Origin of the sequence: Sellimonas sp., assembly GCF_047234585.1 — a bacterium.
Taxonomy (GTDB): Bacteria; Bacillota; Clostridia; order Lachnospirales; family Lachnospiraceae; genus Sellimonas; species Sellimonas caecigallum.
The window spans coordinates 1-12,674 of sequence record NZ_JBKSWG010000002.1 but is presented as its reverse complement, the minus strand read 5'-3'; the positions used below and the strand labels follow the sequence as shown (position 1 = coordinate 12,674).

The window sequence follows — 12,674 nt, the reverse complement described above, 5'->3', positions numbered from 1 at the left end:
TTCTTTTACATTGTTCTCTGGCGGACAATCTCATATGCCAGTACCCCCGCCGCCACAGAGGCATTCAGTGAGTCGATATCCCCTTTCATCGGTATCGAAGCGGTAAAGTCGCAGGCTTCTTTGACAAGTCTTGAGACACCTTCCCCTTCGTTTCCGATCACGAGGCCGATTGGCCCCTTCAGATTGACGCGGTACATTGTCTCCCCATCCATATCAGCGCAGACGAACCACAATCCTCTTTCTTTTAGTTCCTCCATCGTCTTTACCAGATTGGTCACTTTTGCCACCGGCGTGTAGTTTAGCGCACCCGCGGACGTCTTTGCAACCGTGGATGTAAGTCCTGCTGCCCGGCGTTTCGGGATGATGACGCCGTGGGCTCCCGCCAGATTCGCTGTACGGATGATCGCCCCAAGATTGTGAGGATCTTCGATATTGTCCAAAATCAACAGAAATGGATCCTCCCCTCTTTCTTTAGCCAGTTCAAACATATCTTCGATATCTGCGTATTCGTAGGCTGCAGCGAAGGCAATGACTCCCTGGTGTTTTCCTGTCTCGGAGAGCTGGGAAAGCCGTTCTTTTGCAACGAAATTCAGAATTGTATCGTGCTTTTTTGCTTCCCTGACAATGCTGCGGATTGGTCCGTCCTGGCATCCATCGAGGATGAATACTTTATCAATCGGTTTTCCGGAGCGAAATGCCTCGAGAACCGCATTTCTTCCTTCAATCAACAGTTCGTTTCGTTCTTTTTGTTCCTTCATCCTATTCCTCTTCTTTCTCATTTAAGCCATCCAGGCCGATTTTTATCAGATCGATCATTCGTCTGTATTCCTTTTTCAGATAGAGATACCCCAGAAGCGCTTCAAACCCGGTAGCCCTGCGGTAGTCTGTGATAGACTGGTTCTTGGCTGGAGACACCGATTTTGCATTCCTTCCCCTGCGGTATACTGCACGCTCCTCCTCAGTAAGATGCTCCTGCATAAAGCGCATCATGTAAGACTGAGCTGCCGCCTGCACATAACGGCTCGTCTCTTTCTGCATCTGGTTAACCGGCTGATTGCCCTTTCTTACGATCATCGTTTTGATAACCAGGTCAAAGATGCAATCCCCAATAAAGGCCAGTGTGAGAGGCGAATAACTCCTGATATCCACCTCTCCCATCTCAAGCACTTCCTTCATATAAGAATCCAGTTCAAATCTTATGCTCGTTTCCATTGTACTCCTTCTCGCGTATCCTTTAAAATGATCCCTTTTGCAAGCAGTTCATCACGAATCTCATCTGCACGTTTGAAGTTCTTTTCTTTTCTTGCCTGCTGACGTTCCTCGATCAGTGCTTCGATGTCGTCATCAAGCATCTCTTCTTTCTTGTCGACAATCAGACCGAGCACATCGGAAAGTTTCACGATCTGATCAAAAAGTACGTTCAGGTATGCTGCGGAACTTTCCTCGCCTGCCGTTGTGTTGGCATACTTTACAAGTTCAAAGATAGCTGTCACTGCATCCGCCGTGTTAAAGTCATCATCCATCGCTTCCTCGAATGCTTTTACATATTCTTCTGTTTTCTCTGCCTGTGCTTTTTCTTCATCGCTCATCTCTTCAGTCTTTGCAAGAGAACGGAGATATTTCAGATTATCCACTGCATTGACAATCCGTTCGAGGCCATTCTTGGATGCTTCCATCAGATCCGCACTGAAATTCAGCGGGCTTCTGTAATGAGCGCTCAGCATAAAAAATCTCAGAACCTGGAGATCATACTGCTTTCCGATCTCGCGGACTGTGCGGAAGTTTCCAAGAGACTTGGACATTTTTTTATTGTCAATATTTAAGAATCCATTGTGCAGCCAGTAGCGTGCAAATTCTACTCCATTGCATGCTTCGGACTGTGCGATCTCGTTTTCATGGTGCGGAAATACAAGGTCTTCCCCTCCCGCATGGATATCGATCTGTTCGCCCAGATATTTTCTGGACATCTCAGAGCATTCGATGTGCCATCCTGGGCGGCCATTGCTCCACGGAGACTGCCAGTATGGCTCTCCATCTTTCTTCGGTTTCCACAGGACGAAATCAAGAGAATCTTCTTTTTCATCCTGACCAGATACGAGGAGTTCTCTTCCCCCTGACTGAAGGTCATCCAGATTTTTGTGGGAAAGCTTTCCATAATCTTTGAATTTCCTTGTGCGATAATATACAGTACCGTTCTTTTCGTAGGCGTATCCTTTGTCGATGAGTTCCTGGATCATGGCGATCATACCCGGAATCTCCTGTGTGGCAAGGGGATGTACTGTGGCCGGTTTTACATTCATATCCGCCATATCCTTCTTGCATTCTTCGATATAACGGCTGGCAATCTCATCGGCCGTCACACCTTCTTCCATCGCTTTTTTGATGATCTTGTCATCCACATCGGTAAAATTGGAGACAAAATTCACTTCGTATCCTTTGTATTCAAAATATCTTCTCACGGTGTCAAATACGATCATCGGCCTTGCATTTCCGATGTGGATAAAGTTGTATACCGTCGGTCCGCACACATACATCTTGACCTTTCCTTCTTCCAACGGTACGAACTCTTCTTTCTGTCTTGTCATTGTGTTGTATAATTTCATCCGACTTCTTCCTCCTTTTGTTTTGTACTCTGTTTGTCTATACAATCTCATTTAAAAAGACCGGGCACAGCGGACGAATATTTCTTAAAAACAAATTTTCCTTTTTTTCTTTGGTGCCTTCTGTCTCCTCCGCCCGACAGCCGAAGCATCGCACTGTGAGATCTTCGATCCCATATGCATCGTCCCCCGCCTCTTCACTTATTTTCTCTGCTCTTATATATGAATTCTCCTTGCCGGTTATCTTCCATGTCCCTGTATTTTCCCGGAGCATCCTGTCTTTTACCTGAAAGACCTCTGTGAAATCCACCTCTGCCGTAAGGCACTCCAAAAATGTCTTCAGGTGGATGATCCGCGCCATGATGACAGGAATCTGCCTTCTCCCGGCTGTTTTCAAATTTACCTGCATCCACGCATCGATGTGTTTTGGTATACCGGCGATCTTCGCCTCCTCGACATTCTTTTCTTTCATCCAGGAAAGAAGGCCGCTCAAAAGTTCCGGCCGCTCAAAAAGCGGTTCCCTCACTTCCAACCGTCTTCCATCAGAAGCGATCAGCGCCATCCCCGCAAGACGTCCTTCCTCCTCAAAAAGAAGGATTCCTCCGTTTTCGCTTTTCTGTTCCTTCAGAAGCATCTGATAATAGGCATCCGTCCGTTTTGCCCGGACCACATCTTCTTTTCCCAGGAGCTGCTCCGCAAACACTGCCATCTCGCCGCATTCTTCCTCTCTGGCATACCGGATCGTTGTCTTTCCCGGATATTTGACCTCCTGGATCTCTTCTTCGGGAACATCATATACAGTCTGGCGATATATAAACCGAAAACCATGGGGTGCATAGATTGCTTCTGCCGCCGGCATCAAAAAGGTAAACGGCTCTTGCCTTTGATACATTTCTCCGGCCGATCGTTTCAAAAGCGCAGCCATATATCCGCGCCCTCTGTACGCTTGCTTTGTGGCAACAGCGACAATATAATGAAGCATCTTTTCTTTATTATTGACTGATATCATATATGGATTCAGATGAAGCATAGAGCAAAGTTTCTCTTCCTCCTCGACGACATAGATCTCATTTTCCTTCGTCTTACAATAATAATAATAATCGAGAAACTGTTTGTCATCCTCCGTAAAAATTTCTTCCCAGAGCGGCCTTGTGGCGAAATGCTCTTCCTTTGACAATCTTCTCTGCTTCATAGCCCTATTCCTGCCTTGCACCACACCCTGGACATCCGCTGCATCCGCCGGAAGGCTGCGTCACATCAAAGCTTCGGTTCATAGCCTTTTCCAGGCAGCAGATGGCCTGGGCAGAAATCCCTTCTCCTGTTCCGGTAAATCCCAGTCCTTCTTCCGTGGTCGCCTTCACATTGACCTGGTCTGTATCAATCTGCAGGGCTCGGGCGATATTTTCCCGCATCTCTTCGATGTAAGGCCGCATCTTCGGCTTCTGCGCGATGATGGTAGCATCAATGTTTTCTATAATATAAAGATTTTCTTCCAGAAGTTCTCCTACATGTTCCAGCAGCCTGACGCTGGAGATTCCTCTGTATTTTTCATCTGTATCCGGGAAATGTTTCCCGATATCTCCGAGAGCCGCCGCCCCCAGAAGAGCATCCATGATGGCATGCAAAAGTACATCCGCATCCGAATGTCCCAAAAGTCCTTTTTCATAAGGAATCGTGACACCTCCGATGATCAGATCCCGGTCTTCCACCAGTCTGTGCACGTCATAACCCATTCCTACTCTCACAGAATTTCGTCCTCCTTCATTTCTCCCGTCTCCGCTTTTTCTTCTTCCGTACCCTTTTCTGTCTCAGACTCGAATTCCTCTTCCTGCACGAGACTTCTGTTTTCTTCTTCTCTCCTTGCTTCTTCTTCCGCTGCCTCGTCCGCCTCTTTCTGCTCACGGATCAGACCTTTTATATTCATGACGATAGCAAAAACGCCGATCGCAAGAAACAGTACCGCACAGCACAGGAACAGCACCGTATTTTTCTCTCCGCTTCCCCATACATCTTTTGCAAGTCCAAATCCCAAATATGCCAGGTATCCTCCCACGACAATCATCAGAATCCTTCTTACCTTGTTATCGATCATTTGTCTTTTCCTCCTGATAGTTTCTTTCCATCCGGAAAATCATACCGGATTTTATCCCAATACTGCCATTTTAACACATCTGTATGAAAAATGCACTTATTTTACCCGGAATGTCTTCGGAGCATAACGGTAGACAAGCACAAGCGCGATGACTGTGTAGGCGACTGTCACTATCAAAACTCCTGCCGTAAAAGCAAGTCCTCCTGTCTGCACTTGCAGGCAGATGTAGCTTATCACATACATTGCCAGATTGATCGCCCGGAAAAATGGGTTCTTTATATTCATTTCCTCTGAGTACGGCTGAAATACATAGTACATAAACAGATGATGCACTGTAAAAAATACTGACAGCATCAAAACCGCCGCCGCAAAAAGCACAGTCTCCGGATTCAAAGGAGCAAGTCCGCATATTGCGCGCAGTACGATGGCCGCAGCGCTGATGGCCGCCCCCACGATAAGGTTGTAGACTGAGATTCTTATAAGCCGGATTTTAAAATTTTTCAGAATCACTTCCGGATTTCTGTAAAAGCCAAATTTCAGCATACTTTTATCGCAGTTGTAGAACATGGCCTTGCAGGCCTTTTCCGCCACCGTCACAGCGTACATGATAAACACAAGAAGCGGCAGCATACTCGTGATTTGCCGACAGATGTAAGCAGCCACGGCAGGATTTGCCACCCGTAGTCCTACCATACATGCAAACAACACGAAGATGATCGCCAGGCGATAATACACAGGCCTGATAAGCTGCCTTCTGTGTCTTGCAAAAAACAGTGCGTTGAAATAATCATACCCTGTCAGGCCCTGCTTTCTCAGATCTTTTGTGTGATCGATCTGGAGATCCTTCTCTTTCATTCCCACTTCTTTCGCGGCAGACTGGTTGCCTGCAGATTTCATCAGTTCTGATGTGATCCATTTCGGATCTATCGTCCGGTGCATCTTCATCCGATACCCTTTGTAGCCTTTCAGAACATACCAAAGAGATCCGGCACCCAGTATCAGCAGAACAAGCAGAACCGCCGGGTGCAGCAGGATGGAAGCCGGAACCGGGACGATACCGGATGCCAGAGGACCATATGCCGCCGGCACGCAGAGGAGTATCATGATCCAGCTGATCTTTGTGGATCTGCTCACAAAGAACTCTTTTTTATCGTACAGCACTACTTGGAATGCTTCCGCCATAGCCCGGAACATCATAAGGACAAACCACAACAGCGCACCTTTGTACAAAGGTGCGTGAAACAACCACGCACACACGAGAAAACATGGCAAAAAATATACGAAAAACGGTACATAAATATACACGAGATAGGATCTGACATAGTTCAGCGGATCCATCTTCATGTAGATCAGACACGTGTATTTTTCCCTTGTCACTTTAAAAACCACGCTGTCCGTCCCGCCAAGTATACAGTTCAGGAAAAACACAATGCTGACCACACTGTCAAACTCTGTTCCATCCGGCATCTTTTGATCTAACAAAATAACCGGAAGGATGACAAAAATCATCATATAAAGGATCTTTCCGGCCAGCTTTGTAAGCTGACCTATGATCATCGTAAACACTGCAACGATCTGTTTTAACTCTTTCTTTCCGTATACACTTTCCGGGATTTTCTTCCCTATGATCCAAAGGCGGCTCAGATAATAAAGAAAGACATTCGCATTGATGGCCGCCCTCATGCTAATCAACTGACGTAATGTTCTAACCATGGCTTTCCTCATCTTTCAGTAATTCTATGATCTGTTCCTCAAAATCTTTGCTTTTCAGCATTTCGTGGTCCAAAAGGCTTAAGTGGCCTTCACTCAGCACGACAATCTCATCACATAAGTCCGTCGCAAGCTGCAGGATGTGGGTGGAAAAAATGATGACGTGATCTTTCTTCATACTGCGAAGAAGCTGTTTCATCTCCAGCGCCACGACGACGTCAAAAGAAGTCAGCGGTTCATCCAGAAGGATAACCGGAGGTTTCGCGATCATAAAACAGATCATCTGGATCTTGTTTTTCATTCCGTGGGAATATCCTTTGATCAGACGTTTCCGATCCTCCGGAGCGATCTGTACGATATCAAAGCACTCCTCCATTGTGAGATCTTTTGAAATCTTGTCCTGATTGATGTCCATGAAAAACCGGACAAACTCTTCCCCGGTAAGAAAATCCGGAAGGATCGGGACGGAGAGCACATATCCTACGTCGTCCGGAAAAAGCGTCCTCTTTTCATCTTCCCCCGTACTTAAGAATGCCTCCCCAAAGTCCGGTTGGATTTCATCGCTCAGGCAGTTGAAAAGCGTCGTCTTTCCGGCGCCGTTTCGCCCAAGCAGCCCATAGATCTTTCCTTTTTCAAATGTAAATGTACAGTCTTTCAGCACCGTTTTGGCACCAAATGATTTTTGGATCTTCTCCAGTCTTAATTCCATACTTTTCCCCTTTCTCCTTGCCTGACTCTATCTTCATTGAATTTCTTTTCCCCTTCATAAAAAGGATGCTCTATTCTAAAAATATAGCATCCTTTCTTGTCACTTATCAATATCTTTTTATTTTTCTGGAAGTTGTTTTTTCAAATTCCGTTTCCCGCACCTTCAATGAATAAATCTTTTTATATGCAGGCACGCTGCGGTTGTACTCGTCAATGATCTCCTGAAGCGCCTGTCGGATATCACGTACCTTCTTTTTCTTTGCATAATCATAGTCCGGAAAGATTTCCGCCTCCATCACATCGCCCATTTCTCTTACGAGCACTTCCTGGACAAGCCGGTTTTCCGAAAGCCGGTTTTCCAACTCTTCCGGAGATACATTCTCCCCGTTTTTCAGAATGATCAGGTTTTTCTTTCTTCCTGTCAGGTAGACAAATCCTTCGTCATCTACGTAGCCCAGATCTCCCGTCCGAAGCCATCCGTCACAGAGTGTCTCTTCCGTCTCTTTTGGCATCTTATAATACCCCTGCATGACGCTGGATCCACGAACCCACAATTCTCCGTCCACCGTTTTTGCCTGACAGTTTGGGAGGAGCTGTCCCACAGATTCTTTCCGGATATCCCAGCTTTGGGACGTGCTGATGACCGGAGAGCACTCCGTCATACCGTAGCCTTGCTGTATCGTGATGCCATAACTTTCAAAAAGATCAATGTAAGCCGGGTTTAAGTAAGCCCCTCCGCTGCAAATGGTACGGAACTGTTCGCCAAACACCATCTTCTTTACAAGCTTTTTCGGAAGTCCCTTCGTATCTTCCAGCTTCTTAGCCATAGTCTCGATCATAAGGGGAACCATGAGAATCATCTCCGGTTTGAAAAGCTTGATATTTTTCGCCACCCGCATGAGCGAATCGTTCATGCAGATTACCGCCCCGAGAGACATTCCTTTCAAAAAATCCATACTCAGACAGTATGCATGATGGATCGGCAGGACGGAAAGGATCACGATCCGCTCCGGTATCTTCATGTCCAGACAAGTGGCATTTTCCGCCAGATTTCTGTGGGTAAGCATGACCCCCTTGCTCTTTCCCGTCGTCCCAGATGTAAACATGATCGTACAGAGACTGTCCGGATCCGGTGTATAGTCAAATCTCCCCTCATGCTCTTTGAGAAGGCTTCGAAAAGAAAGCACGGCTCCCTCACCCTCTTCTTTCTGCATGGAAATAATATATTTTAATTTCGGGCAGAGACGTTTTGCCATCTCCCCTACATCTTTTCTGATCTCATCCATCACAAGCACTGTGACGTCCGCCCGGGTAAGAAGCTCACAGATCTCTTCCGCCGGGAGAGACACGTCCAGCGGAACTGCGATTCCTCCGCCGTTTACAATACCAAGGTAGGAGACGATCCAAGGATAAGAGGTGGCTCCGATGAGCGCAATATGATTTTCCCTCTCCCCAAGACTTTCCAGAGCTCTCGAGAAGCTCTCGCTGTCCCTGCGAAGCTGGAAATATGTCTTTGACTCGATCTTGTCTTTTCCTATTTTGTAGCGAACGGCATCTCCATCCCCATATTTTTCTTCTGTCTTACACAGTATCTCTCTGATCGTGCTGGAAATCATATGCTCACTCCTTATTTTACGCTAAGTCTTTCAAGATAGTCGGCTGCTTCCTGCACAGTACGGATGTCGGCCGCCTCGTGCTGATCGATCTCAATATCGAATTCATCCTCGATTTCTCCAAGCATACTCATAAAATCAAACGATGTAAATCCAAGATCCTCCATAAAGCGGGATTCCGGTTTGATGGAATCTTGCTCTACCTCCACATAATTGCAGATCATTTCTTTCAGTTTTTCGTACATATCTCTTCCCTCCACTATACCAGTTTGATAATCTCTCCTATTGTCAGATCCGGATTTTCCACACCTTTGAACATGATCCTGCAAAGATAATAATAAAGATATTCCAATTTTTCTATCGGCATCGCCTGGATCCAGTGTTCAAAATTAAAGTCAAGCCCATTGTCTTCCGGTCTGTGCATCACAGTCAGATAAAGCGCCTGTGCCGCCGCTCCGTTTGGATACCATTTTGTCTTATATTTGATATCCCCAAGTTTATCAAGCCCCTTTTCCTGCAGCGTCATCGGCTGGTACGTCAGGGAAATCGGCTCATATGTCAGCCCGTCCGGATGCGGATAGCATTTTCCTCTCCTGGCAAAAAAGTCGACTGAATCATAATTCGCATGCATGAACATGGCATTCTGACAGTCACGTATCTCATAGATCCCTTCCAGAAATGTCTTTTCTTCCGGGATAACAGTCCGAAACGGAAATGTATGGATCCTCGTTCCACCACATTTCTTTTCTTTCACTGTGGCGCGCCTTGCGATAGTTGTATTGATGGAGACGTCGTCGTTTCCGTTCATCTTCTGGAGGTATGTCCGAAGTCCCATCATAAGCAGGCACACGAGAGAGACATGGTATTTTTCACAGAAATCCATGAGCCTTTTTGTAGGCTCTTCCTCCAGGTGGAACACATCCACTGTGGAGTCCACAGACTGTGACAAATATGTAGCGGCACGAAGATCCGGATCCTTGTATTTTTCTCTCGCTTCCTCAAGCACCTGCGGCCCCTCAATACCGTTGAACATCGGCTCCGAATGTTCGATCAGGCCTTTGAAAAAAGCCTCATCTCTTTCTTTTGCCTTACATCCTGCCTCGTAGGCAAGATCTTTCTCAAGCTGTTCGATGTAGGACGTCATATCCTTCGGATACGGCACCCCTTCGTATTTCGCATTACAATAAATCTCAATAATGTCCTTCATGAAACAGATCAGGGACTGGGCGTCCATTGTCATATGGTCTACCAGGAGATAGATCCCATTAAATCCATCCGGCATATGGATCATGACAATCCGGTTCATCGGGGAATCGTTCCTCTTGAACGGCACAGAAGACCAGGTTTTCATAATGTCTTCCGCCTCCTCCATCGTCTTTCCAGAGAAATCCACAAACTCAATCTCTCGTTCTTCCCTGTCCACGACATACTGATAGCAAGTTCCCTCTTTGTCCTGGGCAAACCGGAGTCTCATGGATTCACATCGCTCGTAAGCTTTGTAGATAGACTGCCTGAGCACTTCCCAGTCAAGTTCCGTTCCGATCGTAAGACTCGTCCCGATATTCAGGACCTGTTTTTTCGGGCAATACTTCTGATAGAAGAAATGCAGCCTCTGCGCCGCAGTCAGTGGGTAAACTTTGTACCCTTTCCTTTTTCTCATCATTTCATTATTCCTCCTGTGAATAAATCCATCGCTTTTTCGTATGCTTTTGTATCTTTGTAATAACTTTCCGCATGTGCCGCGCCTTTGACGATCAGCCGCATTTTTCTTGACGCACAATTCTCATAAAGCTCGTAGCACATCCTGCACGGAACAAATGTATCTTTTTCTCCATGTATAAAAAGAATCGGTACTTTCGCTTTCCTTACTTCCCGCGCCGCATTGCACTCATCCAGCCCGTAGCCCGCACGTTTCTTATTGATAAGATCCGCGGCAGGTATCATCGGAAATGCCGGGAGATGATACATCGTATGCAGCACATGAGTAAAGACGTGTTTTGCCGAAGTAAAGGCGCAGTCGGATATGATTCCCTTGACCTGCCCCGGCAGGGAAAGACCACTCATCATGGATACTGTGGCGCCTCCCATGGAGATCCCATGCAGAAGGATCCTGCAGTCTTCCCCGCATATCCGGATAACCCAGTCGATCCATTTCATTCCGTCATAGCGATCTTTGCATCCAAACCCTACATACTCTCCTTCGCTTTCGCCATGCGCCCTTTCATCAAGCAGGAGCATACTGTATCCATTCCTCATATAGTAGTCTGAAAGGCCGATAAAATCGCTCATTCCCTGGCTTGTATACCCGTGAAAACAGATAACAACTTTCTTTTTGTCATTCTGGGGAAACCATGTGGCATGAAGCAAAAGCCCGTCATCCGCCTTCTCAAAAATGTCCTCATGCCTGCTCTCAAGCATGGCGGCTTTTCGTTTCTCCATCAGAGGAATATACTGGTTCCAGTCCGTCCCTGCCATCTTCATCGTTCGCTCGACTTTCACTTTGCTTCGTTTCATCGTCCTACGGTAAAAATAAGCAGTGCCTCCCGCCTCCGCCGCTGCCAGCAAAAGCAGTCCGACACCAAGGATTCTCTTCTTCATACTATCCAGCCCATCTCCATTCTCAATTCAGCCACTCTGGGAAATTCCTTTCTATTTGTGGCTCTCTACAAGATCTTTCAGTTTCAGCGCTTTATCGATATTTCCTTCTACTTTCAGCTTCTGAAGAGTTACCGCCATAATCGGATTGAGTTTACCGGACGCGATTTTCATCAGTGTATCAGCCGTACATGTAAACATAGCATCCCGGTCAAAATATTCATACGGCTCCACGGACAGTTTTCCTTCTTTCACTTCCACGTAGAATATTCCTTCCGCTTCCCCGGTAATATTGAACTGGTATGCCAAATGTTCGTGAATATCGCTTACATCTGCCTGAACAAGCATTCCTTTTACTTTTGAAAACATTTCCGCATAATTCATCCCATATCCTCCATTCTACATTTTTCGACCGTCGGTCGAATTGATTTCAACCGTAACATATCACTTTTTCGACTGTTGGTCAATAGCATTTACCAAAATTTTACAGTCTGGTAAAGCTAAAATCAGACAGGCGAAATTGGCGTGGATTTTCACTGTTCACAGTTCCATTCCTGTGCTATACTGGATTGTAACTTATTCTATGCAGCATTCATTTTAGAAAGTTAGAAAGGCGGCCTACCATGCCAAATCAGTCAAAATATAATCTTATTCTGGATTCCCTCCAGAAACTTTTGGAGAATCGGACGATCCAGACGATCTCTGTGAGCGAGATCGCCGCCACAGCCGGAATCGGAAAGGGGAGCATTTACTATTACTTCCCATCAAAAGATGCCATTTTAGAAGCCCTTGTAAAAAGACGCTATGAGAAACCTCTTGAGACGGCAAAAACTTTGGCAAAACAGACAGACATCTCTCCTTTTACACGGATGGCCATGATCTTTCAGGCTTGCCGAAGCTCTTCTTCTGAGTTTTTAAGGCAGGAGACGAACGAACATCTGTCCGCAAACTCCAACGCACAGGAGAAATCATTTCTCCACCAAAAATATCTGAACCATCTGATCACAGAGCTGAAACCGATCCTTTCGGATATCATCAGCCAGGGAATCGCAAATGGCCAGATCCATTTTTCCTATCCATCTGCATTGGCGGAAATCGTCCTTATCGTCCTCACAGTCAAGCTGGACAATACGCTGATCCCATCTGCACCTGAAGAGATCGAAGAGACGATTGTGGGACTTATCTCCCTCCTGGAAAAAGGAACCGGCAACCCAGCAGGCTCCCTGAATTTCCTGATGAGCTTCGACGACACTATGTGATAAAGATACAAAAAAACCAGAGTCAAGCGACTCTGGTTTTAAAGTAGCGGGAACTGGATTCGAACCAGCGACACTACGGGTATGAACCGTATGCTCT

General features: G+C 46.2%; 14 protein-coding genes. 1 reads left to right on the top strand and 13 read right to left on the bottom strand.

Annotated features, from left to right (window positions below):
* Nucleotides 1-5: 5 nt before the first annotated feature.
* The 13 genes from rlmB to ACLROL_RS00700 all read right to left on the bottom strand — a co-directional run bounded on the left by rlmB (nucleotide 6) and on the right by ACLROL_RS00700 (nucleotide 11,702).
* A complete protein-coding gene (gene rlmB / locus ACLROL_RS00760) occupies nucleotides 6-758 on the bottom strand; it encodes a 23S rRNA (guanosine(2251)-2'-O)-methyltransferase RlmB (RefSeq protein WP_087198998.1) in 753 nt (250 codons plus the stop codon).
* A 1-nt stretch (nucleotide 759) separates the two neighbouring features.
* Nucleotides 760-1,212, bottom strand: coding sequence for a Mini-ribonuclease 3 (locus ACLROL_RS00755; RefSeq protein ID WP_087198997.1), 453 nt, complete (start codon nucleotides 1,210-1,212; stop codon nucleotides 760-762).
* Entirely contained in the window at nucleotides 1,197-2,603 is a 1,407-nt protein-coding gene (gene cysS / locus ACLROL_RS00750) for a cysteine--tRNA ligase (RefSeq protein ID WP_087198996.1), read from the bottom strand. The genes ACLROL_RS00755 and cysS overlap by 16 nt, the downstream gene beginning before the upstream one ends.
* A 37-nt stretch (nucleotides 2,604-2,640) precedes the next feature.
* Nucleotides 2,641-3,792, bottom strand: coding sequence for a GNAT family N-acetyltransferase (locus ACLROL_RS00745; RefSeq protein WP_413067154.1), 1,152 nt, complete (start codon nucleotides 3,790-3,792; stop codon nucleotides 2,641-2,643).
* A 4-nt stretch (nucleotides 3,793-3,796) separates the two neighbouring features.
* Entirely contained in the window at nucleotides 3,797-4,345 is a 549-nt protein-coding gene (gene ispF / locus ACLROL_RS00740; protein WP_087198994.1) for a 2-C-methyl-D-erythritol 2,4-cyclodiphosphate synthase, read from the bottom strand.
* On the bottom strand, nucleotides 4,342-4,692 hold the full coding sequence (locus ACLROL_RS00735; protein WP_087198993.1) for a hypothetical protein: 351 nt from the start codon (nucleotides 4,690-4,692) through the stop codon (nucleotides 4,342-4,344). Before ACLROL_RS00735 ends, ispF begins: the two co-directional genes overlap by 4 nt.
* A gap of 96 nt (nucleotides 4,693-4,788) precedes the next feature.
* Nucleotides 4,789-6,405 (bottom strand): hypothetical protein, encoded by a 1,617-nt coding sequence (locus ACLROL_RS00730; RefSeq protein WP_413067153.1) that lies wholly within the window; start codon nucleotides 6,403-6,405, stop codon nucleotides 4,789-4,791.
* Complete coding sequence (locus ACLROL_RS00725; RefSeq protein ID WP_087198991.1) at nucleotides 6,398-7,111, bottom strand: ATP-binding cassette domain-containing protein; 714 nt, start codon at nucleotides 7,109-7,111, stop codon at nucleotides 6,398-6,400. Before ACLROL_RS00725 ends, ACLROL_RS00730 begins: the two co-directional genes overlap by 8 nt.
* A 106-nt stretch (nucleotides 7,112-7,217) precedes the next feature.
* Nucleotides 7,218-8,726 (bottom strand): AMP-binding protein, encoded by a 1,509-nt coding sequence (locus ACLROL_RS00720; protein ID WP_413067152.1) that lies wholly within the window; start codon nucleotides 8,724-8,726, stop codon nucleotides 7,218-7,220.
* Between the two features lie 11 nt (nucleotides 8,727-8,737).
* Entirely contained in the window at nucleotides 8,738-8,968 is a 231-nt protein-coding gene (locus tag ACLROL_RS00715; protein ID WP_087198989.1) for an acyl carrier protein, read from the bottom strand.
* Between the two features lie 14 nt (nucleotides 8,969-8,982).
* Entirely contained in the window at nucleotides 8,983-10,383 is a 1,401-nt protein-coding gene (locus tag ACLROL_RS00710) for a condensation domain-containing protein (RefSeq protein WP_087199251.1), read from the bottom strand.
* Nucleotides 10,383-11,321, bottom strand: coding sequence for an alpha/beta hydrolase (locus ACLROL_RS00705; protein ID WP_413067151.1), 939 nt, complete (start codon nucleotides 11,319-11,321; stop codon nucleotides 10,383-10,385). Before ACLROL_RS00705 ends, ACLROL_RS00710 begins: the two co-directional genes overlap by 1 nt.
* Nucleotides 11,322-11,372: 51 nt before the next feature.
* Nucleotides 11,373-11,702, bottom strand: coding sequence for an SCP2 sterol-binding domain-containing protein (locus ACLROL_RS00700; RefSeq protein WP_087198987.1), 330 nt, complete (start codon nucleotides 11,700-11,702; stop codon nucleotides 11,373-11,375).
* A gap of 239 nt (nucleotides 11,703-11,941) precedes the next feature.
* On the opposite strand from ACLROL_RS00700, the gene ACLROL_RS00695 reads away from it, so the two are divergent.
* Complete coding sequence (locus ACLROL_RS00695) at nucleotides 11,942-12,577, top strand: TetR/AcrR family transcriptional regulator (RefSeq protein WP_087198986.1); 636 nt, start codon at nucleotides 11,942-11,944, stop codon at nucleotides 12,575-12,577.
* The last annotated feature ends 97 nt before the right edge of the window (nucleotides 12,578-12,674 follow it).